This window comes from Pantoea sp. GM_Pan_3 (assembly GCF_026541045.1).
GTDB lineage: Bacteria > Pseudomonadota > Gammaproteobacteria > Enterobacterales > Enterobacteriaceae > Pantoea > Pantoea anthophila.
In genome coordinates, this window is record NZ_JALNVA010000004.1 from 251,575 (window position 1) to 276,259 (window position 24,685).

The following is a 24,685-nucleotide window of genomic DNA, read 5'->3' on the forward strand; positions in this document are numbered from 1 at the left end:
GTAGAGTAGCATCACTCCTGCTCATGATGAGAACTGTTGCTATGACTGACTCCCTGGTTCGTCTTGATCTTCATCCGCTGGCCGATCGTGGCTGGCGTCACCGCTGTCGTGAACAATTGAACCACGCTGGCGCGCTGGTCCTGCGTCAGTTCTTACAGACCGCCGCTCTGGAAGCGATAGTTCAGGAGGGCAACGCGCAGCGTCACCTGGCTTATCACACGCTCAGCAAACATAACGTTTATCTGATGAAACCTGATGCGGCCTTCAGCGCCGATCATCCGCGCAATCGTGACGTGATCAGCACCAAAGGCTGCATTACCGATGACGTTATCGCGACCGACTCCCCGCTGCGTCAGCTTTATACGGATGAGCTGTTCAAACAGTTCCTGTGCGACGTGCTGGGAGAGGACGCGCTCTATCCCTATGCCGATCCGCTTTCGTCGATCAACCTGCATTATGCGCCTCACGGCCAGGAGCTGGGCTGGCACTTTGACAACTCCTCTTTTGCTATCACCCTGCTGGTGCAAAAACCACAGGCGGGCGGGGTGTTTCAGTATGTGAAGGATCTGCGGGATGCCGATGCCGGAGAGATGAATTATGCAGGCGTCGCGGCGGTGCTGGATGAACGCCTGCCGGTCGAGGCCCTGGCGATTGAGCCCGGCGATCTGGTGCTGTTTCGCGGGCGCAACGCCCTGCACCGCGTGACCCCGACCGAAGGTGAGGTGACCCGCATGCTGGCGGTGCTGGCTTACAACATGCAGCCCGGCATTGCGCTATCCGAAACCGCGCGGATGACTTTTTACGGCAGACTGTGAAATCAGGGCACGCCAGCCGCGCTCAAAGATTTGTTGCGTGCGGAAAGCCACTAACGCCCGCCAGTCTGCATCGCAGGGCCAGAATCCTTCGACAAGTTTTGCTTTGATTCTCTGGCCCTCTGCACTGGCGGGGTCGCCAGAGAGATGAAGCCAGTGATCGTCCCGCACCCGCCGATGCATCTCTTCCCCTTCATAAGTTCCGCATTCGACCACCAGCGGTAAAATCAGCGTGCCGGCGAGGGAGGTCAGCAGATACTGTGACAGATAGCCTGTTGCGGTTGCCGTAATGCCCGTGGCGCTGTCCCGCCCGGCACCGGTATAGAGCAGCGTCAGCCACTCGCTATAAATGTCTTTGCCCCACTCATGGGCGGCATAATGCTGCTCTGCAATGGAGAGCAGCATGGGATGGCCCCAGGCTCCGGCTCCGGTGTGGAGATCGAAGCTGATGATGGTTTTCGCCACGGAGAGATGCTGCGCAACGATCTCCGCCATCGTGTTAAAGGACCAGGCGGGCTGTGTTCCGCCAAAGAAAAAGCCTTCAGCAGAGGTATACTGCCCCGCTTCTGCAATGCGTTTTACTGCCTGCCAGCCGGTGTCACGCAGGACTTCGGCCAGCTGCCGATCAGCGCTGTCACGATCGCCATGATAAAGGGAGTGTACCCCGGCGTAGGCGGGGTTAGCGGGCAGCGGCTGGCTGAAGTCGATAAAATGACGGTTAAGATCGATATTATCTTCATTGACGCGCCGCAGATGGGCCGCGCCCCAGGGATTAAGCAGATGCACCAGCACCAGCGCCGTGTCAGCAGGGAGCGCGTTTTCGTCGCGCGTCTCCAGCCAGGCTATCTGGCAATCCGAACCATAATAACCTTCGACGCCGTGTATGCCGGAGATAACCAGCATCACGCGTGACGCGTCGGCAGGACCCCGTCGGGCCACATCCGTATAGAGCGCCTCGCCCTGCGGGCCAGGCAGGGGATGGCGGTAAGAGGTCACCACCGCACCTGTACGCTCTGCAGCCACCAGAAAGCGTGCGCGCTGAACCTGATAGTCGGGCAAGGCCATAGTATCCAGACGCCTGCAATCGTCGCGCGGGACCGTCACGGGTAAACCTTGAATCTGAAGTACTTTCTGGTCAGCTGGTCGTAGGTGCCATTGTGATGAAGCTCCGCCAGCGCCGCGTTGATCATCTTCAGGGTAGCATCATCGCCCTTGCGTAACGCGATACCCACACCATCGCCAAATATCACTTTATCCACCAGAGTGCCTTTAATGGCGTAGGGCTTGCCTTCCTGAGTGGTGAGAAATCCCTGCTCAGCGGAGACCGCGTTGGCCAGGCTGCCATCGAGACGCCCGGCAACCAGATCGGGATAGACCTCCATCTGATTAGGGTAAGAGATGACTTTCACGCCCTGGCCTTCCCATTTAGTTTTGGCGTACGTTTCCTGAATGGTGCCCTGAGCCACCCCGATCGTCTTGCCGCGCAGTGAGGCAACGTCGGTCGTCAGATTACTGGCCGCCGGTGCCAGTAACGCACTGGGGGTGTTATAGAGCATGTCACTGAAAGCCACCTGCTGGCGACGCTTATCGGTCATCGACATCGCTGACAGGATGGCATCAAATTTCTTCGCCTGAAGGGCAGGGATGCTGCTGTCGAACCCCATCTGCACCCACTGACACTTCACCTTTGCCTGCGCACAGATGGCATTACCAATATCGATGTCAAAACCCTGCAGCGACCCATCTGCCGCCTTAGATTCAAAAGGGGGAAATGTCGGGTCAACCCCGAAGCGCAGCGTCTGCTGCGCCAGAGCCACCTGTGAGAAAGCAGTGAGCGAAAACAGTAACGCGAGAGAGACGTTCTTTTTCATGTTTATTTCCCGGAGTCAGGTGAATGTCATAGTGACCTCAGATTTAATAGCATGGGGGTTCTCTCATCACCAGCGAATAACCGCACTGAACCAGAGCAAAATCTTATATTAATAAATGGGTTAGCGGGTTTTTATACGGTATTAACTTTTGCTTAATGACGGACCATTATCCTCTGAGGGACGTGAGCCGCTGATGCAGGAAATCGATAAACGATCGAACTTTCTCAGGCACATGGCGCGTATTGGGGTAGAGCGCATAAATCCCCTGCTGCGGAAAGTGATGATCGGGCAGCAAGCGAACTAATCCGCCATTCGCAATGTCATCTGCAACAAGCCACTCAGGCAGGATCGCCACACCTGCCCCTGATAACGCAAAAGCCCGTAAAGATGAGGCGCTGTCGGCGACAATCCTGGCGGGGTGACGGGCGCTGAGAAGCACACTCTCTCCGTCCGGGGTCACTATCTGCCAGCTTAAGGGCGTCGACAGACGACTGTGCGCTATCCATGTTGCTGACGCGAGCTGTTCGGGATTCTGGATGGCGGAGTCAGCCAGGGTGTTGAGGTAAGAGGGCGCTGCGACCGCATAAATCGCAAATTGATCGAGGCGTCGCGCATGATGAGTCGAATCGGCAAGATGACCCAGACGTATCGCCACATCAAAGCGCCCGGCAATAAGGTCATCGGTCTGAGACGATGACACATGCTGTATCCGCAGCTGAGGGTGTTTTACCGCAAACGCAGCCAGGGCTGGCACGATGACGCGCGCACCATACTCAGGGGTAGTCGTAATCCTGAGTGAGCCGCTTAATCCTGTGTGATCGCCGCGAACATCCTCCAGCACGCTTTCCGCATCCTGAAGCAGCTGAAGGCAGCGATGATAAAATCGTTCGCCGGTATCGGTGGCTGAAACACGTCGGGTGCTTCTGATGAGTAACGAGACACCCAGCTCTTCTTCAAGCTGTTTGATGTTGAAGCTCACGACGGCCCGGGTCAGTCCGAGCGTCTGAGCGGCCCCGGTAAAACTGCCAGCCCCGACGACGGCGACGAAGATTCCCAGCCGCTGCATATTGATCATTGTGCTTCCTTTGAGTGAGACCATTGTCAAAATAATTTTGACAGTGTAACAAGCGGGAGTGAATTTATCCCCATACTGGCTCCCCCTATACTGCGTGCCTCCTGTTCTCTACGCCGGAAAAAATATGAGTTATCGCGGGCGCGTGGCCAGCCTTTATCTGCTGGGTTTTTTCGTCGACTTAGTGAATATGTTTATCGCCAATGTGGCATACCCTGAGATCGGCAGACAGTTTGATGCACCGGTAAGCCAGCTGGCGTGGATAAGTAATGGTTACATCCTGGGTCTGACACTGGTCATCCCGCTGAGTGGCTGGCTGGCCAGACGTATAGGGTCCAGACGCCTGTTTATGCTTTCACTGCTGGTTTTTATGGCTGGCACCTGTGGCACAGGCGCATCAACCTCAATGGCTCAGCTCATCCTGTGGCGTTTCATCCAGGGTCTCGGTGGTGGACTGTTGATCCCTCTGGGTCAGACGATGACTTATCAGCTCTACAGGAGCAGTGAACGCGCAAAGTTATCGTCTGCCGTCATGCTGGTAGCTTTGCTCGCACCTGCACTTTCGCCTCTGTTGGGGGGTGTGCTGGTTGAGAGCCTGAGCTGGCGCTGGGTGTTCCTGATCAGCCTGCCACTCGCGGGTGTGGCGTTTGTCCTGGCGGCATGCTGGCTGAAAGCAGAGAGGGCGCAGGAATCATCTGAAGCTCTGGACCTGGTGGGTTTAATCAGCAGCTGTACCGCGCTCACGCTAATCCTTCTCGGGCTGACCGCGCTGGGTGAAGCTGACCGCTTTGCTCTGGGGGCAGGGATGCTGCTTATGGGTGTGATAACGCTGGCTGGCTACGTGAAGAACGCGCTGGGAAAGCGCCATCCCCTGATTAACCTGCACCTTGTCAGGGAGCCGCTTCTGCAGACCGCCATGCTGATTTATCAGTTCATACCCGGGGTGTTCACCGGGGTCAGTATGCTCACCATGCTCTATCTGCAAAACCAGCTTGCTATGCACGCAGGCTTTGCGGGCGCACTGATGCTGCCATGGTCACTGGCTTCCTTTGCCGCCATCAGTCTGACCGGCAGGCGATTTAACCTCTGGGGACCGCGCCCGCTGTTTATCGCTGGATGTCTGGTGCAGGCTGCAGGCATTGGTATGCTGGCAATGACAGACCAGACAGCAGATGCCGTTGTTTTTGTCATCGCATTCACGTTGATGGGATTGGGTGGCAGCTTGTGTAGCAGCACGGCTCAGAGTTCTGCATTTATTCAAATCACCCATAACGATCTGGCTGATGCCAGTGCCATATGGAATATCAACCGGCAACTCAGTTTTTGCCTGGGTGTCACACTGGTCAGCCTGCTGTTTAACCTGCTGGTGAATACAGGCTTCCCGGTGATGCGCGCTTATCATCTCTGTTTTGTTATAGCAGCATGCAGCGCTGTCGTTCCTGTGCTGTGCTGTTTTCGTATTTCAAATCAAAAGGTTGTCAGTGCACTTAATGAGGAGTGAAAAATGAACCGTTACTGTCAGGAAGTTCTGGATGCCCATACGCTGATCAGCCGCTGGCTCGGCGATGAAGCGGCTCACGATGACGTTTGCGAGAAACTGCTGGGCCGTTTTAGTCCTGCATTCTCCATGGTGACACCGGGCGGCGCCGTGCTGGACTTTGCTGCTCTGAACGCTTTTTTCCGCACGCAGCGCGGGGCAAGACCGGGCCTGAACATTGATATCGGCGATATGCAGGTCATTGCCGAAGGCGAAAAATCTGCCACCGTCGTCTATAAAGAGTGGCAGCAGCTTCCCGGACAAAGCGCCACGCTCCGTTTTTCTACCGTGGTGTTTGAATCAGAGGATGATGGCAATATACGATGGCGCCATCTGCACGAGACAGCGTTGCCGCAGGCATAAAATCAGATGGCTGCTAAATGCGTATAATCTATCTTATGTTAAATAAGTGATTCAGAGAGCATGCTGCTATGCGAACCGTTGTTGTTGTGCCCTACGATAATCAATGGCCTGCACTGTTTGCGGCCGAAAGTGTCATGCTAAAAACATTACTGAATGGCGCGGTTATCGGCCTTCATCATATCGGCAGTACGTCAGTACCCGGACTTGCGGCCAAACCCATCATTGATATCCTGCTGGAAGTGACTGACATCAATGCACTGGATACCTGTTCCCCTGCATTGAGCCGCGCCGGATATCTTGCGCGCGGTGAATCGGGCATTGCCGGACGCAGATATTTCACTAAGGGAGGCGATCAGCGCAGTCATCATCTGCATGCGTTCGCGGCGGGAGATAAAGAGATTTTGCGGCATCTTGCCTTTCGTGATTACCTGAGAGAAAACAGACGGGTTGCTGATGATTACGCTGAGCTTAAACAGGCGGCAGCTTCACTGTGCCGCAATGACAGCCAGCGTTACAGCGCGCTCAAGACCGATTTTATAGAACACCATCTGCGGATGGCGCTGCGTGCCATGAACAGTCAGTCGTGACGCGCCGTTATGTTAAATGAGCATGCATCTGGTCAATCCGGTGACTGACTTCCGGCAGAGAAGACAACCCTCTGACATTTATGTAATCATTCAGTAAAATTCCTGTTCTGGTTATGCCTCTATGCTCTCGGTGCCCTTTCCCGTCATTACGCTGATTGCTCTGCTTTTGCTGATCGCGGCCCTCTGCACAGCAGGCGCGCGCCATAATGGCGCACTGCGTTTTCTTTTTGCCAGCTTCATCCTGATATTAACCAATACGCTGCGCTGGGAGTTTCACTCCGATCTACTGAGAAACCTGCAGTCAGTCATGGCCATTTTTCTGCCCGCTATTGCATGGAGCAGTTTCGTGCCGCCCGGCGAGCACAGGCAGAAGCGCTATGTGCTGATGCTATTTGTACCCGTCGTTTTGTCACTACTGATCCGACTGCTGTGGGCGCCGGCTACAGATGTCGTGCTGGGCATACTGTTTTTCAGTTATGGCGTGGCTCTTTTCAGAGCGACGGGAAAGCCCCCCTTTCACTCTCTGCGACCGGGTGAGATTTCTCACTCTGACAGGCTCGCGCTGTTTGCGGGTTTCTTTCTCTGCTCCTCTGCGCTGACTGACCTTCTGATTGCTGTCGACTTCGGCTTCAGCGGGGGGAAATATGCCACCTCGATCGTGGCAGTTACGCAATTTGCGCTGCTGCCTCTGGTGGGAACGCTTATCTTCAGACTCATCAATCCGCCCACGCTCATCGGGTCAGCCCCCGGTCAGGAGCAGAACAGAGATAAAGAGAGAGCCGGGACGGCTGAGTTGACCGCCTTATACAGTAAGCTGGAAAAGCAGGTTCGTGAGGATGAACTCTACCTGAATCCGGATGTGACACTGGCGCTGCTGGCGAGGAAAACCGGCATACCTGCCCGCCATGTTTCTGCCGCCGTTAACTCGGTCAGACAGTGCAATGTTTCACAGTGGATTAATGGATTCAGGATTGAACGGGCAAAAGCGTTGCTGATTAACACCGCTCTGCCCGTGACGCACATCATGATGGAATCAGGCTTTATGACGAAGTCTAATTTTAATCGTGAATTCCTGCGGCTTTCCGGAACGTCGCCGGGGGCGTATCGTCAGCAGGCGCGGGATAATTCAGGGCTGACTGCAGAAAAAGCGTGATTTGACTCGTCAGTTGCTGATGCAGTGCTCTGCGGTCAGCGCCCCGATCATCCTGACACACGATGCCGTCACCGGGAGAAGCTTCATCTATAAGCTTCTCGCCACCCAGTTTGCATAACTGCATAAAACTGAAATGCGTAGCCCCCTTAACGATGCGGTAATGGTGCAGAGATGCAGGCAGGTTATCCGCAATATAGGCAGACTCCTGCGCCGCGGGTAGCTCTCCCAGGCTGTCATTACCCGCCGCCAGGATAAGAATGGGCAGCGTCATTCGGGTGAGACTTTGGGAAGTAAAACCCGGCGCTAAACCCGCATCGAGTGAAACCACGGCACCGATCCTGCTATCACGAAGATCAGAGAAGCGATCCTGTGCGGCCACCTCATTCATTCCCAGCTTATTTGTCAGCCTGCAGTCACCACGACGTGGAAATCGCTGACAGTTGCTCAGGAAAAGCGAAGGGTCGAAACGCGCTCCGGCCAGTGAAAGCACCGTCCATCCGCCAAGCGAGTGCCCGATAGCCGCGATTCGTGTGGTGTCCGCAGCGCCAGCAAGATCGGAATGGAGGCTGATGAAATCAATTACCCGCGAGAGTTCACGGGGGCGCCGCCACAGTTTTTTGGCCGCGTCAGGATTCTGATCGAACGTCGTCGTACCGGGATGATCGGGAGCGGCGACAATGTATCCCTGCGCGGCCAGGGCGGCTGCCAGCCAGGAGAGATTTCTCCAGCTTCCGTTGTAGCCATGTGAAATCACAACGAGAGGATGCCTGCCAGGTATCGGGGAGGCATCAGGGATCACGCTGACCCCGACAAAAGCGGCATTTTCTCCGACCGTTTCTCTCTTCCCTTGCTGGATTGCCGGATACCAGATGGCCACACTGAGAGGACTTCCCGCTGAGTCTGATAACTCCACCTGCCGGAATCCCGGCGCTGCCTGTCCTCCTGCACAGAAAAATAAAAGGGATAACGCGATAAGGCGTGTTCTGACCATGAGTGATGCCCTGCTGTAATGAGTGAAGGCACAGTAATAATCCGCTGCAGGGTTTCAGCGCGTCCTCAAACACGATCCAGGTCCTGATTTTTACCGGCTGCGTGGTTTTTCGCGCTTTCAGACCCTCAACAGCCTCATGACGTGAACCGGTTCAGAAGGAAGATCCCGACGTGCCCATCGGCAGCGTCGGGACATCAGGGGGCGTTACTCTTTCGCGATCGGCGTCTCGCTCTCGTCAATCTTCGTCTCGCCCTGAATACTCCTGATGCGTTTCTCTACGTCACTGACCTGCTCGCTGCTGTGCAGCAGGGTGTAAGTCAGATCAAACGCGGTGCTGGCACCCGGCTGCAGCTGCTTCACGCGCTTCTGCTCACGTTCAATCGTCACCGGATAGGCATAACTGGTACCGGGTTCAATGCCGGTGACATAACCCTGTTTCAGGGTGTCGGTGTTTTTCCACAGGGTCAGCAGCGGCAGCTGGCGGGTATCAAACTGGATGGAGGCACCGCCCGTCCCGGCTTTATTGATGACTGCGGCAACGGTCTGGTGATTGCTGTCCGACAGCGGCTTGATGTTAAACACCATCTCATCAAAATCTTTGGTCGGGCCTTTATAGGTCTGCCACTCTTTTAATCCGGCTTTGGCATAGTCGTTGAACGGACTGATGCCGGACATCGGTGCCAGGAAGCGTGCGCCCTCTTCCAGAATCGGCGTGCCGAAGTTGCTGTGATAGATGATCTGATAGTCGTGCGGATAGTCAGCATGGTTGGTCAGCACATCGTGCAGGCTGAAGCTGTTACTGCCCGGCACATAGCGCAGTTCGGTCAGGGTCTGCAAATCGGCTTTCTTAAAGGTGCTCTCTTTAATCAGACCCCGAATGCGGATCTCATGGGGTGCCGCATCAGCCACTTCAACTTCCAGCTGAGAGACGGGTGTGTTACCGGCTTTGCCGTGCAGCGTATAGATGCGCCCTTCGTCCGTCACCGGATGACCGGTCCATTCATAGCCGCAGCGCACCATCATCTCATTAAAGCCATCCAGCCAGCCCAGGCCATTACGGCTTTCAAGATTGATGTAAGCCGGGTTGACCACCTCTTTCACGGGAGAATCCCAGCCCATACGGGAACCAAATCCTTCCACCCGCAACAGATTCATCCCGCGGGTCGGACTCAGCGTAATGGTCAGGCCATCCTGACTGCGAATCGTCAGGATCTTACTGCCCTCCTGCTTACCGCCGTGGAGCACTTTCTGTTCGATGCTGAACGGTTTACCCTGCAACTTCAGCTCACCGCTGGAAATCTGCCAGTTTCCCTGCTCCGTGCCTTGTTCAGCACTCGTCAGCACCCAGGTTTTTGCCGCAGCAGAACCTGAAACCAGCACCGCCAGTACTGTTAACGCCAGTTTAATCTTCATTCATCGCTCCGTTAGCTGAATCGTTTTTTCATAACATAAGTAAAATTTACTGACTGAAGGTTAAAAGAAACGTGACGATGCTCACCTGACGTGAAATGGCTCTGTTTTAGCGACAGTAATGCGGGCTGAATCACATAAAAGCGTCCGGAAATGAATAATCACGACGGATTTTGTGAAACTGAACAGACTTGGCTTTACTCGATTCAGCGTGTGACACGCACTGTTCTCATAACCGGCAGATAACAGTGGATTAAAAAAACGATAAAAAAACTTTCAGACGCCGCAACTTTTTCCAGTTTTAAACGAACCTGTTAACAGGGACGTCAGACAACCCCGTCTGATCGTCAATGGAGAGAGTAAAGCCAATGAAAAAGACCCTGAAAACCCTGGCTGTCGCGACGCTGCTGGCCCTGAGTGTTCCGGCAACCTCCGCCTTTGCGGCATTACAGGCTGGAGAGAAAGCGCCAGATTTTAAACTGGATGCGGCCCTGGCGGGTAAATCCACCACCTTTTCACTGCAACAGGCCCTGAAAAAAGGCCCGGTTGTGCTCTACTTTTTCCCTGCGGCCTTCAGTGCGGGCTGTACGCTGGAAGCGCATGATTTTGCTGAAGCGACCGACGAGTTCAGTAAGCTGGGTGCGACCGTCATTGGCGTGACCGCGGGTAACACCGATCAGATTGCGAAGTTCTCTCAGCTTGAGTGCCGTGACAAGTTTACCGTTGCCGCCGATCCGGGTGCGAAAGTGGCCGCAGAGTATAAAAGCACGATGGAGATGAAGGGGCAGAAGGTGTCAGACCGCACCTCTTACGTCATCGCGCCCGATGGAAAAATCCTGCTGAGCTACACCGATAAAAACCCTGACGCGCATATCCATAAAGCCATGGATGCCGTTAAGAAATATCGTCAGGCCAACCCGGCATAACTTCATCATCTGAGCAGGTAAATCATGCTGACTGCGATTGCAGCCGCCTTTCTGGGCGGCATTATTCTGAACCTCATGCCCTGCGTGTTTCCGGTGATTTCACTGAAAGCGCTGAGCCTGATCCGCCATCACGCCACCCCTTCGCACGCCAGAGCGGAGGGCGTGGCGTTTCTGCTGGGCGTCGTGGTGACCATGGTCGCCCTGACGGCGGTGCTGCTGCTGGCACGGGCAGGCGGTGCATCGGTGGGCTGGGGCTTTCAGCTGCAATCGCCACTGGTCATCGCTGCCCTGATTCTGGTGATGCTGGGTTCGGCGCTGAACCTGCTCGGACTGTTTGAAGTCGGGCTGTCGATACAGCGGGTTGGCGGCGTGGGAAGCGACCGCGGTGGTCTGGTGGGGTCGGCACTGACCGGCGCGCTGGCTATTATCGTCGCCACGCCCTGTAGCGCACCTTTTATGGCGAGCGCAGTAGGCTATGCGCTGACGCAGCCCCCGCTGGTCAGCCTGGTGATCTTTATCGCGCTGGCGCTGGGCTTCGCTGCCCCCTTCACCCTGATCTCCTTTTTTCCGGTGCTGGCGCGGATTCTGCCAAAACCGGGCGCCTGGATGAACACGCTAAAACAGGGCCTGGCCTTCCCGATGCTCGGCGCGGTGGGCTGGTTAATCTGGGTACTGGAACGTCAGGCAGGCTCAGCCGCTCTGGCCGCGATCCTGGCCTGCTGCCTGCTGCTGAGTTTTGCAGCGTGGCTGTATGGCATGGCGCAGAAACGCCGTATGATGGGTCAGCGTCACGGGATGCTGCATGTTGCCACCGCGTTTTTCCTCGCGCTGGTCGTGGTGCCTTTGATGAACCTCAACAGTTTTGCCGCCGCACCTGCCGACACAGATACCGCCTCACAGGCGGCCGCTGCCGTTGCCTGGTCACCGCAAAACGTTGACGCGATCAAAGGCCAGGGCAAGCCCATTTTAGTGAACTTCACGGCCTCCTGGTGTATCACCTGTCAGGTCAACGACCGCACTTCGCTGTCGACGCAGGCGGTAAAAGCCGCGATGGCGCGCACCAGTACGATCTACATGGTGGCGGACTCCACCCAGTATAATCCTGATGTGGAACAGGCTCTGAGCGACTTCGGTCGTGGCGGACTCCCGCTCTACGTGGTCTACCCGGCTGACGGGGGGAAACCGGAAGTGCTGCCACAGGTGCTGACGCCGGGGATTGTCATATCAGCGCTGGATAAGGCGACGGAAAAAGGGAAGAAAACCTGAAACGACTGAACCAACAGGCGCCTGGGGCGCTGACCGGCTGATGTCCGATGCCAGAAACTGATCGGCGCGCACAGCAGTGGCCAGCGCTGATGGCACGCGCACAGGCGGGCGACAGAGCGGCCTATAACCAGTTACTGAAAGCGATGGTTCCGGCCATCCGGGCACTGGTGTGCAAAAAAATCCGCGACGAGGCCCTGGTTGAGGATGTGATTCAGGAGACGCTGCTGGCGATCCACCGGGTGCGGCATACCTACGATCCGCAGCGGCCTATCCTTCCCTGGGTAGCGGCTATCACCGCTGCCCGGACCATTGATGCGCTGCGTCAGCATGGCCGACGTCAGGAAGTCCAGGATGAGGAGGTGCTGCAACGCCAGCCTGCTGCAGGGGCTGACACCGCCGCCGATGCCGATATCCTATCGGGTTATCTGGACACCCTTCCGCTGCGCCAGCGGGAAATTGTTGAATCCGTACATCTGCGTGAGCAGAGCCTGGCGCAGGCGGCCGCTGAAACGCATCAGTCGCTCTCTGCGGTTAAATCCCTGTTGCATCGCGCAATGGTTAATCTTCGTAAATATGGACGGGGTCATCATGAAAAATCATGACCAGTTAATCAATCAGCTCAGCGCCTCTGCGCAGCCGGTACGACGGGTGTGGCCAACACCCTGGCGCGTGGCGGGCTGGATCGCGCTGGCCCTGCCGTGCGGTGCGCTGAGCAGCTGGGCATTTCACACCAGGCTGACAGACTGGTCGCAGCCCGGCGCATTACTGGCGCTTGCCGGCCTGTTGCTGTCACTTATCATCGCGGGCAACATGCTGGCGGCGGCCTTTACACTGAGCATTGCAGGCAGGAAACCTCTCAGCCTGCGCGGTTCGGCGGTGCTGATGGCAATCTGGCTGGCGCTGAATCTGATTAACATGTCATCGTCAGAACCGCCAGCGGCAGCAGGCCGGTTTGGTGAAGGGATACACTGCTATCTGTTTATGCTCTCTGCCAGTGTGCCGATGATGCTGATCTCTGTGGTTGCCCTGCAGCGCACCCGATCACTCCATCCGGCGCGCAGTCTGGCCCTGACCGGCTGCAGCAGCGCATTCACCTCATCTATGCTGCTGTCGCTATGCCATGAAACCCACCTGCATGCCATCGACTTCTCCATGCATCTGGCCGCAGGTCTGACCATCGTGGCTCTGACGGTGCTGGCGGGCCGCCGCTGGGTCAGGCTGGAGAGGTAACCGCGACGGCGTTCACTCTCAGCAGCCACTTTACCCCGCGCTGACCACCCCCGCTCTCCGTGTTAGCAACAAATCCGGCGCGGAGGCTGCCAAAACTCAGGCTTTGGCGTAGGCTGAAAGCTGGCTGGAATTACGACACGGGAGAAGGCAATGCACGAAGAACTAACGGCTCAATGCCACTGTGGCGCAGTGGCATTCAGGGTGACGCTGAAAGATGGGTTTAACACGGTGCGCCGCTGCAACTGCTCATTTTGCCGCATGCGCGGCGCAGTCGTGGTATTTGCCACTAACGTGGCGTTAACGCAGGGTGACGCGCAGCTCACCGAATATCGCTTTAACAGCAAACAGGTGGGACACTACTTCTGCTCGATCTGCGGCATCTACACCTTCCATCAGAGCCGCTCGCAACCCGATCAGTTCGGCGTGAACGTCGCCTGCCTGGACGGGGTTTCGCCCTTTGATTTCACCGACGTGCCGGTCTCCGATGGCATGAATCACCCCAAAGATGGCGGTGCCGGTGGGATCGCGGGTCATCTGGTTTACACGCCGACCCGCTGAGCCAGCCGGGAAGCACTATTCCCGGCTCGGTTTGCCGCTGAAACGGGTGATGGGCTTCTCCTCTTCCCTGTCGATCTGCTGAGAGAAGACATCCAGCGCCGTCAGGAGGGGTCGCAGGCCGCGCCACAGCTCCTCATCATTGAGCAGACGGATGATGCCGCGAATGCCCGGCGCGGCTTTTTCCTGACGGGCCTCTTCCCGCGCCGGTTTGACGGCCATTGCCGCCTCACGCACTGCCTGCAAAAGATGATTGAACCGCTCGGGCGGTACGCTGCCCAGCGTCATCATCAGCAGCGAAATGTTCTGAAGGGCATTCTGCGTGCCGGGCTGATTAAGACCCGATACCAGAATCTTACCCACCTCGCTATTCGACTTCACCAGATCGTTCGCCAGGCGCAGAAAACCGTGCTGGTGGAGATTTTCAATCAGCTCATCCATCGCCTCTCTGGCGGTCGGTTCGGTTCGCGCAGGCGTGACCTGATATTTTATCCGTTCAGCCATTAAAATTTCTCCGGTTTTTCAACATGTTCAGGTGGCTCACGATAGCCGGCCTGCTGCCACTTTTGCTCAATGGGCAGATGATCGAGTGGGGTCCGGCTGCCGTGCCGGAAGTTGTGAAGCGGCATCGGATCGGGCTGCGGCCGGCGGTCAATACGCTTCATATTGACGGCAATCTCTTTATAGGCGGGTGTGTTGACGTCAGGATCGTGATGTTCCCCGGTCAGGGCATTAACGCCATCCTTTCCGTGGTGGATTGGCATAAAGAGAATATGACCGGCCACGCGTTCGGTAATGACAACCGGCACATCCACCGAACCGCGCCGCGAGGTGATACGCACCCACTCCCCTTCGGTCAGGCTGCGCGACGCCGCCAGCGCCGGTGAGATCTCCACAAAGGCGTTGGGCGAGAGTGAGAGCATGCGTCCGCCCTGCCCGGTCTGATTCATCGACTGAAAATGCTCCAGCATCCGGCCGTTATTCAGCAGCAGATTATATTCCGCATCCTCCTGCTCAGCGGGAGGCTGCCAGCTCAGCGGATAGAGCCGGGCTTTGCCATCCGGGAAGTTAAACCGCTCGGTATAGAGCAGAGGCGTACTTTCGCCTGCCGCGCTCACCGGCCAGAGCTGCGACTGCCAGCCGACCAGCTGTTCATAGCTGACGCCCGCAAAGATTTCTGCAATCCCTGCTGCCTCCGCCATGATCGCACCGGGATTCGGATAGTGCCACGGGTGGCCCAGACGGGCGGCGAGTTCGGTGAAGATCTGCCAGTCAGGCCGGCTGTCACCCAGGGGTTTCATCGCCGGAGAGAAGTGCTGGATACGCCGCTCGGTGTTGACATAGGTGCCCTCTTTTTCGACGCTCGGGCAGCCGGGTAAGACGACATCGGCAAATTCAGCGGTGCGCGACATAAAGATGTCCTGCACCACCATAAATTCCAGTTTACTGAAGGCAGCGTGCACCGACGCGGAATCGGCATCGGCAAACGCCGTATCCTCCCCGGTGATGTACATTGCGCGAATCGTGCCCTCACCGGCCTCTTTCACCATTTTAAAGTTATCGGCCCCCGCTTTGTCGGAGAGCGCTTCCGGTGCCACGCCCCAGGCACGCGCCCATTTTTCACGCATTGCCGGATCGGTCACTTTCTCATAGCCAGGGTAGAGATTACTCAGACAGCCAAAGTCACTGGCGCCCTGCACATTGTTATGGCCCCGCATCGGATAGCCACCGGTGCCGGGCCGGCCATAGTTGCCGGTGACCAGCAGCAGATTCGACAGTGCCGTGCTGGTGTCAGCGCCGTGGCTGTGCTGCGTGATGCCCATCGCCCATAAAATACAGGCACTGCCCGCCTGGCCGATCATCTCTGCGGCTTCGATCAGCGCCGGTTCGCTCAGGCCACAAATCTCGCTGGCAAAAGCCAGGGTAAAGGGAGCCAGTGAAGCCCGGTACGCCTCCACCTGATTAACCCGCTGCGCCAGAAATGATTCATCGGCATAACCGTGGTCAAACATATATTTCGCCATCGCTGAGGCCCACACCAGATCGGTGCCGGGACGGATGCGCAGATAGCAATCGGCACGCTCTGCCATTTCATGACGGCGCGGATCGACAACCAGCAGCTTCTGACCGCGATGTTTGTGACTCTGTTTGATGTGAGAGGCGATGACCGGGTGGTTTTCAGAGAGGTTACTGCCTACCAGGACTATCAGTTCCGTCTGCTGCAGGTCTGCAATCGTTCCGGCGTCACCGCCATAACCCACGGTGCGAAACAGTCCCTCTGTCGCCGGGTTCTGGCAGTAACGGGAGGAGTTGTCGACGTTGTTAGTGCCGAAGATCAGCCGGGCAATTTTCTGCGTCAGATAGGCTTCTTCGTTGCTGGCTTTACTGGAGCCGATAAAGCCAATCGCATCCCCGCCGTGACGCCGCGCCACGGCCTGCAACCCCTCCGCCACCCTTTGCAGCGCCTCATCCCAGCTGGCGGGCCGGAAACGTCCGTTCTCACGGATCAGCGGGGTGGTCAGTCTTTCAGGACTGTTCACGAAGTCCCAGCCGAATTTGCCTTTCACGCAGGTGGAAATACCGTTGGCGGGGGCCTCTGCCACCGGCTGAATTTTCAGGATGTGGCGATCGCGGGTCCAGATTTCAAAACTGCATCCGACGCCGCAATAAGTACAGACCGTTTTAGTCCGTTTGATTTCCGACTGCCGCAGTGCCACATCAATCTTTGAAACGCCGGTGATCGGCTCCATGCCGATGCTGTTCTCCAGCGCTTTTACGAAGTCGATAAGCGGGCGCTTCAGCCCTTCATCCATCGCCGTGAACGGACCCGCATCGGGCTGCATGGTTTTTTCCAGCAGCGCATTACAGGGGCAGACGGTGACGCAGTGACCACAGCTGACGCAGCTGGAGCCGGCGATTTCGGTGCCGCCATCCCACAGCACACGCGGGTGCGCCTGGGTGTAGTCAATGGAGAGCGTCTCGTTAACCTCGACATTCTGGCACGCTTCAACACAGCGGCCGCACAGGATGCACTGGTCAGGGTCGTAGGTGTAAAACGGATTAGAGTGATCTTTCGCGTAGGGCTTGGGCTGATGAGGATAGTACTGAATCGGAATATGCATATCGGCCACGGCGTTATGCAGCGTGCAGTCCCCGGTATTGTGTTCACAGACGGTGCAGTAGAGTTCATGACGGTTAAGCAGGCGATCCATCCCCTCCTGCTGCATCGCCTCCAGCACCTGGCCTTCACTCTGCACCGTTAAGCCCTCTTCGGTTCGCAGCGTACAGCCCCGCACCCGCTCACCGTTGGCTTCCACCCAGCAGACATCACAGCTCTGTAAGGGCGACAGCGCCGGATGGTAACAGACATGAGGCAATTTTTTTCCCTGGGCATCCAGAAAATCGATCAGCGGCTGGTCGGCCAGGCCCTGCATCCGTTCACCATTGAAAACAATAGTGCAGTAATTTTCACTCATATAAGCCCCATGGCGACATTGCGAATAGCTTCCGGCTGGAAAAATACCCCTGAATTTATAGGGTTGCCTCACAAGCTTAGTGAGGATTAGCCACTACGCCATCTGTACGGCTACGCTTATCCGGGTTAATCGCTGACAGTTAAGGCTTTTTTTAAATGTAATGACTTTTTACCAGACAGAATCAGCGCGCCTGATGAGACAGGCGTCGGACGATGCCCGGCTCAATGGGGTTCCGCTGCTGAGCGACATTCATGCCGCTGCTGAAGAAGGGTGTTCAGGCTTCTTATTAAGAATGTTGTAACTATGAAAAGTGAACGGTTGTTTCTCTGAAACATCACGCGCGTTTTATCCTGCCTTGCATAACGCTTTTTTCGGCAGAAAACGTCTCCGTGTTTATCTGACAGGTTCCGGTTTACCGTACCGCTTATTAACTGAGTGTAATAACGCACCGTCACTTAATTATTTCAGACGAAATAAGGCTGAAACGATTTTATCGTCTCGGCCGCTCTATGGATTATTATGATGCCGCAACAGCCCTATTCTCCTGCCCGCTGGTCACTCCTCTCAGCCTGTTATAAACAGGAGGATGAACTGAGCGTGTCCCGATATTGCCCACCGTGAAATTCGCGATCACATCAGGCGTGGGCGCTCATCATTTAGCCATATCAATCAGACATTTATCCGAATCAGTGCGCCCCTGCAATAAAAGGATGATAATGATAATTATTATGGTAATATCCTGTTAACCCTGCCCGTGACTTTCTCATCAGGGCCTTCTGGTACGTCATGATTAATTAACTGACCAGTAAATAACTGGCTGGAATGAGGTTCCAATGAATCCCATCGTATATATCGTTGACGACGACGCAGCAGTGACCTTTGCATTGTGCAATCTCTTTATTGCTGACGATTACACGGTTATCGCTTTTTCTTCTGCGCAAGCGTTTCTGGCGCACACGCTGACGTCCCTGCCCTGTTGCCTGATTCTGGATATTAATCTGCCGGACGCAGATGGGTTTGATATCGCCCGGTCGTTAATCGATCGCGGATATGCCATTCCCACCATCTTTCTGACCGGCTTCGGCACGATTCCGGTCACGGTGCGGGCGATGAAAACCGGCGCGTATGAGTTTCTGACTAAACCGGTCGATCCCGACCGTATATTGCAGGCGGTATCGGAAGCCTTACGCATCGCTGAGCAGAATATGGCTTCCTCCGAGGAGCGGCGAGAGTTACTGCAGCGACATCAGACGCTGACCCCGCGTGAAAGTGAGGTGATGCTGCTGGCAATCAGTGGCCTGCTGAACAAGCAGATTGCCGCCGAGATGGGTGTCAGTGAAATCACGGCAAAAGTCCACAAGCGGCGGGTGATGGAGAAGATGAATGCGCGTTCGCTGACCGATCTGGTCCGGGCGGCAGAACGGCTCAACATCGATCATACCCGGCGTCGCTGAGTGCCTGCGCAGCGACGCTGCACCCTTATCCCAGCGGAAGCGTGAACCAGAAGCGACTGCCGCCTTCCGCCCGGTTTTCCGCACCTAACTCACCGTGATGCTTTTTGATGATCCCTTTGCTGATGGTCAGCCCCATCCCCATGCCGCTTTTTTTCGTGGTGTAGAACGACTCAAAGATCCGCTCACGCACCTCATCCGGTAAGCCGCAGCCGCTATCCTGCACCTCAAACCGCAGCGTTTCCGGCGTCGGGTTTTCGGAGGTGAGACGCAGCAGGGCTGCGCGGGGTAATTCATCGGACATGGCATCGATAGCATTGATCACCAGATTCAGCAGCACCTGCTGAATCTGCACGCGATCGCAGAAAATATCCGCCTTTACGGCCCTGAACTTCAGCTCCAGGGAGATCCCCCGTCGCTCCAGTTCAATCCTGGAGAGCGCCAGTATATCCCGGGCGATCAGATGCAGATTCTCAGAGGCGAAGTTCGATTCGTTGTTGCGGGTCAGCGCCTGCAGACCACGAATAATCTCCCCGGCTCGCTTACCCTCATTGATAATCTCATTAAGGCCGCTGGTAACATTTTGCAGCATTAGCGGTTCCCGCTTTAACCAGCGCAGGCTGGCTCCGGCGTTGGCGACTATCGACATCAGCGGCTGATTAATTTCGTGCGCGATGGACGCAGTGAGTTGCCCGACCGTGTTAGCGCGTGTTACCCGCGCCAGATCGGCCTGCGCCATTCGCGCACTATCTTCAGCCGCGCGCTGTGAGGTGATATCCGTAATCGTGCCGAAGTACTCTTTAACGTCGGGGTAGTTTTCTACCGGTTCGCCGATGCCTTTGATATAGCGACACTCACCGTCCGGTCTGAGCACGCGGAACTCAGCCTGCATACTGCGTCCCTGACTGACGCTGTGCGTGACGAGTTCGCTGATACAGGTGTGGTCATCGGGATGCACCCGGGTCAGAAAGTCAGCCATCGACAATCTTTTCTGGCCGGCGGGAAGGCCCATAATGCGGCCATACTCATCGGATACCCGCATCATGTCCTCAGTGACCTCCCAGCGCCAGGTGCCGGTATGGCTGATCTTCTCGCCAAGCATCAGCGAAGTTTTACTGGCGCGCAGCTGTTTCTCTACCCGTCGCCGGTGGTTGTTCTCCTCCAGCAACTCGGCATAGAGTCGTGCCGTCTCCAGCGAGACGGCTGCCTGCGCACTCAGGGTTTTGACAATGTGCGAGTGTTCAGCAGTAAACGCGTCGGGCATCAGGCGATTTTCCAGATAGAGCACGCCAACCAGCGTCGCCTGCCTGAACATCGGCACACACAATACGGCGGCACCCGACGCCACCAGATAGGGGTCCTGACTGAAGGGGCTGAACGCTTCCGGTTTGCCGGTGCGGATCTCCTGACCGGTGCGGATGACGGCAGAGAGAACCGACAAAGGGAGATCGGTCGCGACAGGTCGCTCTTTGACTATCTGCACCCGCACGCCATCGGCCGTACTTTCGGCCCAGGCCTGCGTCTCCGGAATACTGCCCTCCAGAACCCGGATGAGCCTGCAACGCTGGGCCCCGGCGCGTTCCAGCAGCATACGCATCAGGGTATGCACCAGCCGATCCAGATTGATCTCCTCGGTCAGGGCACGCACAGCCGTCAGCATGCTCTCCAGATCGTAAAAAGAGGCATTCTGCATAAAGGGGATGGTGGTCAGTGCACTCTCCGGTACTGGCACGGTCTGATGCGGAACGTGCTGCTCCAGCTGGTGCACCAGCGCCTGCGCACCCCAGTTTTCCCAGCTCGCCATCGCCGCTTTAAGATAGGCGTCCGCGGCGGTATCAAGCTGCAGGGCTTTGCAGCAGCGGCCCGCCAGCTGATTCGCCAGCGCATGAATGTGCAGATAACCCGCCTGGCGTGAGAGCCGGATCGCCTCCTCATACAGCGTCAGCGCATCACCTGTCTCCTGCCTGAGGCGCGCGCGCTCTGCCCGCAGCAGGGCAACTTTGTCAGCAAACAGTCCCGGGTTGAGGCGAGCCCAGCCCGAAAACGTCTCCAGATGGTGATCCAGCGCCGCGCGGTCTGCTGACCGGCGCTGCTGACACAGTGATAAGGCGCTGTAAAAATGCAGATCCATCAGGTAGATATAAGCCGGAACCGCGCTGATCAGTGGGCGAATCTCCGTAAAACAGCGCAGTGCGTCATCATATTCAGTGGCATAAAAATGCGCCATGCCCTGATAGAGACCGGCCCAGAAGCGCACCATCGCTTTAGGGCCGGCGACCGGGCCCGGTTCACTGCCCGCCACCAGCGGCAGAGAATCGGCGCGATCCCCGTCCCTGAACCCATTGCGGTCACGCAACTGCATCACCAGGTGCTTCTGCATCACCAGCACGTTTTCGACGTCGGGATAATGCGTTTCACGCGTAAAGGCGAGGCCCCGCTCAATGGAGGTCTGCACCGACTCAAGATGATCGCCACGCGTCAGCATGTTCATAATCTGATGACGCAGCGCGAGGCAGGCAAAGGAGCGATCGCCATGCTGCACCGCAACACGGAAACTCTCCCGGGCAGATTCCACCGCAACGTCAATGGGCTGCGTCCAGATCCCGACCTGATCCAGCGGCAGCATCGTGCGCGCTTTATAGCGGGCAAAATCATGCTGCTCCACCAGTTCACGGGCCACCCGGCCACAGGCATAGGCAAACTGCCACGCCTGATAGCGTTCGCCAATCAGCACGCTCAGCCAGGCCAGGCTGAACGCAGAAGCGCCGGTCATGCCGTGATCCAGCGTCATCTCCAGCATACGGCAGACCAGTAACAGATGCAGTTGCGGACAGTCGTAGGCGGAGACATAAATGGTGCTGGCCATCAGATCGAGCACCGCTTCAATGTCACGATTCTCGTTCAGCGGCAGGCGGGAAAAGGTGGCATGCGGCGAGTCACCCATTCTCGCCCTGAGCGCCTGCCAGGCGGCGTCAATCTCCGACTCATCCGGGTCACGCCTGAAGTGCACGCCGGAAACTGCCAGCCAGGCGAGTGCGGTTTCCAGTGCGAGATGGTTGTCAGACTGCCGCATATGGATTTCGGTAGCCAGACAGGCTGCCAGCGATTTCTCACTGAGCGTGCCCGGTTTGCTCAGCAGCTGGCTACAGAGCATTTGCGCGTTGGCGAGATTGCCCTGTAAAAACTCGCACTCCGCCTCATCGATACGCAGCATAAAATCACTCCCGCTGACGCCCTGCTGACCCAGCCGTTGCGCAGTGCGCAGATAGCGCAACGCTGAAAGATAGTCCCCGGCGCGTTTCGCCGCCTGTGCGGCACGCAGGCAGAGCGGATAATAACGCTCGCAGTCGGTGGCGCAGAGCGGCAGTTCAGCAATTCTGTCCACGTGATAAACCGTTCTGAAGAGCGCCTCATGACTTTCAGCGGTAACGGCGGCGGCTGTCAGCCAGGCCGCGGCTTGCTGATGAAGATGCTGTTGCTGCCGGAGATCGAGCAGTAAAAACGCCGCGTGATGGACCCGGTCATGGGTAAAGGCGTACTCCCCGCCCGTCAGGGTAATGAAGCGACCGCTGACGGCCGGTTCAAGCCATTCGATAATTTGCGCCACAGGATGCGCGCTGATATGAGCGATCAGGGCGAGCTCACCACTGGCACCCAGACAGGCCAGCGATCCCAGCAGCTGGCGGGTGGTCGCCGGGAGCTGCGCCAGCTGATCGAGGACCAGACCGGCGACATTGTCAGTGTACTGTCGCGCAATCAGCTGCCCGCGGTCGTAATGCCACTTCAGCGGGCTCTGACGCACCGCAATCACCCCATCCTCAACCGCCTGCCGAAAGAAGGTCTGAACAGAAAGCGGATTGCCGCCGGTTTTCTCATAGAGGATCTGTGCCAGTTCGCGATGGCCGCAGGGGCGGGAATGCAGCATGTCAGCCAGCCAGCGGGCGATGCCTTTAACGCTGAGCGGCTGGGGCGTCAGCACCACCACCCGCGCCGCGGAGGCTCTGATCCGCAGCAGAAATCCGGCCACCATCGGACAGGGCATCGCGTCTCCCTCCCGGAAGGCCAGCACCAGCATCCAGGGCAGATGGGCATTACGGGTGACCAGATGCTCCAGCAATTGCAGCGTGGCATTGTCTGCCCAGTGAACATCATCAATCAGCAACACCAGCGGCCGCTCAGGCGTGGCAAAAGCGTCAATAAGCGCAGAAACCATCAGATTGAACTGATCGCGGGCCTCCTGGGCAGGGCGCACCACCGGCTGCACCGCCCGGAGGTTGAGCAGCTGTTTCAGCTCCGGCACCAGTTCAATGGCCAGATCGGCATAGCCGCTCAGGCGCTGCCGCAGGCGAATTCGCCATTGGCTGACCTCCGGAGCGGACAGTCCTGACAGGTAAAGCGTTACGCTGCGCAGCGCGGAGGCGAGAGGGGCATAAGGGGCCATCGGCGAAAGCGGGTCGGCCTTGCTTGCCGCCAGCAGTACCTGTCGGCGCTGCAGGTTTTTCAGAGCAGAGGCGATAAGGGCCGATTTGCCTGAACCGGGCGCGCCGCTCAGCATGACCAGGCGCTGCGTACCGCTGCGGCTGACGTCATCCAGCGTTCTCAGCAACTGATGCGCCTGCGGATGCTGCATAAACAGACCCGTGGCGCGAAACCCGGCGATAAACGGTTCCTGCAGGCCGGGCGTGAACGGTTCGATGGTGTTCTCTGCTGTCAGCGTCGCCTGACAGCGGCGTAAGTCAGCCATCACGCCCTGAGCCGTCTGGTATCGCTCAGCGGGTGATTTGGCCAGCAGGCGCAGCAGAATGGCAGAGAGAATGGCTGGCACCGCCTCTCTGACCTGATCGGCGGGCCGGGGAGCGGTGGCAATGTGATGGTGGATCCACTCCGCCTCACCCGCACAAGGAGAGCCAAAGGGAAGCCTGCCGGTCAGGTATTGATAGAGCACCACGCCCAGGCTGTAGAGATCGCTGAGCGTGCTGACCGGATGGGGTGTCCGCCCGGTATGTTCAGGTGACATGTAGGCCAGGGTCCCGCCAGAGGCGCGCAGACCCTCCGCCGACTGCCCCGCCAGGGTGGCGAGCCCGAAATTGCCCAGCAGAAAGCGGTCATCGTCACCGATGAAGAAATGGTCTGGCTTGATATCCCCATGGACGATGCCCTGATGATGCGCCTGACTGAGCGTGGCGCAAAGTCGCAGCGCCACCTCGAGAAAATCCGCCAGGGTGCCCGGAGGATGCGCCAGCCTGTGCGCCAGGGTCTGAAAGGGAAAGGCGGGATAAACGAGCGCATAACGATTCTGGTAGCGGGTGGAGCCTGTGGCGGTGATGGCCCAGCGTGGCGAAAGATATCCCGCCAGCGCCCGTTCATTCTTAAGCCGCTGCGTGGCCTGATACGTGACCTCGTCACTTTGAGGCGTCGCGATAATGAATGCGTCGCCGGAAGGACGCTGAACCGCTATCCAGCACAGGCAGCCATCCTGCGCCAGCGTGGTCAGCGTGTCGGTTTCGTCAGGGGTGGAGCCCGCGTCGTCACCCTCATGAACAGTGAGTGAAAGAGTGCTCATCAGCGCGCTTCTCCCTGAGATAACGCACAACGGATCAGCGTCAGCAGCGTATCAACATCAATGGGCTTGCGCAAAAAGGTCACGGCACCCAGTGCCACGGCATACCAGAGCGTGGTCTCTTCCTGATCGGCCGAGATAAAAATGACCGGCGGCAGGCCGGGCCGCTGTTTCAGAAGCGTAAACAGCTCAAAACCGGACATCCCCTTCAGTCCGATATCAATAATCAGCATCGCCGCCCCGGCCAGCGCATCATCATCGTTCAGCAGCGCCTCACCTGACTCAAATAATCGGGTGGCGTAGCCGTCTGAATGCAACAGATTGCTCAGTCCACTGCGGACCGCGCGTTCATCATCAACAATGATAATACGCTGTGACAGCGTCATGCGGATATCCTCTGGAACGCCTCACCCTGTGGCAGGCGA

The 24,685-nt window shown here is 57.2% G+C and carries 20 protein-coding genes; 11 read left to right on the top strand and 9 right to left on the bottom strand.

The annotated features are described in order from the left end of the window. The first annotated feature begins 41 nt into the window (after window positions 1-41). Entirely contained in the window at window positions 42-815 is a 774-nt protein-coding gene (locus tag OXR04_RS13895) for a 2OG-Fe(II) oxygenase family protein (RefSeq protein WP_267370977.1), read from the top strand. Here OXR04_RS13895 and OXR04_RS13900 read toward each other — a convergent pair. The 3 genes from OXR04_RS13900 to OXR04_RS13910 all read right to left on the bottom strand — a co-directional run bounded on the left by OXR04_RS13900 (window position 774) and on the right by OXR04_RS13910 (window position 3,758). Further along, window positions 774-1,877: a DUF2817 domain-containing protein gene (locus OXR04_RS13900; RefSeq protein ID WP_267370980.1), complete on the bottom strand. Its 1,104-nt coding sequence runs from the start codon at window positions 1,875-1,877 to the stop codon at window positions 774-776. The two genes, OXR04_RS13895 and OXR04_RS13900, sit on opposite strands and share 42 nt — an antisense overlap. A gap of 35 nt (window positions 1,878-1,912) precedes the next feature. Further along, on the bottom strand, window positions 1,913-2,683 hold the full coding sequence (locus OXR04_RS13905; RefSeq protein WP_267370982.1) for an ABC transporter substrate-binding protein: 771 nt from the start codon (window positions 2,681-2,683) through the stop codon (window positions 1,913-1,915). Between the two features lie 166 nt (window positions 2,684-2,849). After that, window positions 2,850-3,758, bottom strand: coding sequence for a LysR family transcriptional regulator (locus OXR04_RS13910; protein WP_267370984.1), 909 nt, complete (start codon window positions 3,756-3,758; stop codon window positions 2,850-2,852). Between the two features lie 124 nt (window positions 3,759-3,882). Here OXR04_RS13910 and OXR04_RS13915 point away from each other — a divergent pair, with 124 nt between their 5' ends. From OXR04_RS13915 to OXR04_RS13930, 4 genes are all read left to right on the top strand, one after another. Beyond that, window positions 3,883-5,256: an MFS transporter gene (locus OXR04_RS13915; RefSeq protein WP_058958088.1), complete on the top strand. Its 1,374-nt coding sequence runs from the start codon at window positions 3,883-3,885 to the stop codon at window positions 5,254-5,256. A gap of 3 nt (window positions 5,257-5,259) precedes the next feature. Further along, complete coding sequence (locus OXR04_RS13920; protein ID WP_058958089.1) at window positions 5,260-5,655, top strand: hypothetical protein; 396 nt, start codon at window positions 5,260-5,262, stop codon at window positions 5,653-5,655. 68 nt (window positions 5,656-5,723) lie between these two features. Next, on the top strand, window positions 5,724-6,242 hold the full coding sequence (locus OXR04_RS13925) for a GrpB family protein (RefSeq protein ID WP_265135591.1): 519 nt from the start codon (window positions 5,724-5,726) through the stop codon (window positions 6,240-6,242). A gap of 121 nt (window positions 6,243-6,363) precedes the next feature. Further along, window positions 6,364-7,395: an AraC family transcriptional regulator gene (locus OXR04_RS13930; protein WP_267370991.1), complete on the top strand. Its 1,032-nt coding sequence runs from the start codon at window positions 6,364-6,366 to the stop codon at window positions 7,393-7,395. Here the strand turns inward: OXR04_RS13930 and OXR04_RS13935 are convergent. Both OXR04_RS13935 and OXR04_RS13940 read right to left on the bottom strand, forming a co-directional pair. Then, window positions 7,301-8,272, bottom strand: coding sequence for an alpha/beta fold hydrolase (locus tag OXR04_RS13935; RefSeq protein WP_346274707.1), 972 nt, complete (start codon window positions 8,270-8,272; stop codon window positions 7,301-7,303). The two genes, OXR04_RS13930 and OXR04_RS13935, sit on opposite strands and share 95 nt — an antisense overlap. 318 nt (window positions 8,273-8,590) lie before the next feature. Continuing rightward, window positions 8,591-9,799 carry an aldose 1-epimerase family protein gene (locus tag OXR04_RS13940; RefSeq protein ID WP_009092990.1) on the bottom strand — a complete coding sequence of 403 codons (1,209 nt, stop codon included), beginning with the start codon at window positions 9,797-9,799 and terminating at the stop codon, window positions 8,591-8,593. A 365-nt stretch (window positions 9,800-10,164) separates the two neighbouring features. Here OXR04_RS13940 and OXR04_RS13945 point away from each other — a divergent pair, with 365 nt between their 5' ends. The 5 genes from OXR04_RS13945 (at window position 10,165) to OXR04_RS13965 (ending at window position 13,776) form a co-directional block, all read left to right on the top strand. Further along, complete coding sequence (locus OXR04_RS13945) at window positions 10,165-10,722, top strand: peroxiredoxin (protein ID WP_267370995.1); 558 nt, start codon at window positions 10,165-10,167, stop codon at window positions 10,720-10,722. 24 nt (window positions 10,723-10,746) lie between these two features. Next, window positions 10,747-11,988, top strand: a complete 1,242-nt coding sequence (locus OXR04_RS13950; protein ID WP_046102650.1) for a thioredoxin family protein — start codon at window positions 10,747-10,749, stop codon at window positions 11,986-11,988. 47 nt (window positions 11,989-12,035) lie between these two features. After that, the gene (locus tag OXR04_RS13955; protein ID WP_140029191.1) at window positions 12,036-12,590 is read left to right on the top strand and encodes a sigma-70 family RNA polymerase sigma factor; all 555 of its coding nucleotides are present in this window, start codon (window positions 12,036-12,038) and stop codon (window positions 12,588-12,590) included. Further along, a complete protein-coding gene (locus tag OXR04_RS13960) occupies window positions 12,577-13,218 on the top strand; it encodes a DUF1109 domain-containing protein (protein ID WP_267371000.1) in 642 nt (213 codons plus the stop codon). Before OXR04_RS13955 ends, OXR04_RS13960 begins: the two co-directional genes overlap by 14 nt. A gap of 150 nt (window positions 13,219-13,368) precedes the next feature. Continuing rightward, entirely contained in the window at window positions 13,369-13,776 is a 408-nt protein-coding gene (locus OXR04_RS13965; protein ID WP_033736762.1) for a GFA family protein, read from the top strand. Window positions 13,777-13,791: 15 nt separating this feature from the next. On the opposite strand, the gene OXR04_RS13970 is transcribed toward OXR04_RS13965, so the two are convergent. Together OXR04_RS13970 and fdhF are read right to left on the bottom strand one after the other, a co-directional pair. After that, window positions 13,792-14,277, bottom strand: a complete 486-nt coding sequence (locus OXR04_RS13970; protein ID WP_150029043.1) for a DUF1641 domain-containing protein — start codon at window positions 14,275-14,277, stop codon at window positions 13,792-13,794. Continuing rightward, window positions 14,277-17,249, bottom strand: coding sequence for a formate dehydrogenase subunit alpha (gene fdhF / locus OXR04_RS13975; RefSeq protein ID WP_140029195.1), 2,973 nt, complete (start codon window positions 17,247-17,249; stop codon window positions 14,277-14,279). Before fdhF ends, OXR04_RS13970 begins: the two co-directional genes overlap by 1 nt. An 833-nt stretch (window positions 17,250-18,082) precedes the next feature. Here fdhF and OXR04_RS13980 point away from each other — a divergent pair. Continuing rightward, window positions 18,083-18,703 carry a response regulator gene (locus OXR04_RS13980; RefSeq protein ID WP_267371006.1) on the top strand — a complete coding sequence of 207 codons (621 nt, stop codon included), beginning with the start codon at window positions 18,083-18,085 and terminating at the stop codon, window positions 18,701-18,703. A gap of 25 nt (window positions 18,704-18,728) precedes the next feature. Here OXR04_RS13980 and OXR04_RS13985 read toward each other — a convergent pair whose 3' ends face one another. Both OXR04_RS13985 and OXR04_RS13990 read right to left on the bottom strand, forming a co-directional pair. Continuing rightward, entirely contained in the window at window positions 18,729-24,263 is a 5,535-nt protein-coding gene (locus OXR04_RS13985; RefSeq protein ID WP_267371008.1) for an AAA family ATPase, read from the bottom strand. Beyond that, window positions 24,263-24,646, bottom strand: a complete 384-nt coding sequence (locus OXR04_RS13990; RefSeq protein WP_009093000.1) for a response regulator — start codon at window positions 24,644-24,646, stop codon at window positions 24,263-24,265. Before OXR04_RS13990 ends, OXR04_RS13985 begins: the two co-directional genes overlap by 1 nt. Window positions 24,647-24,685 lie beyond the last annotated feature (39 nt).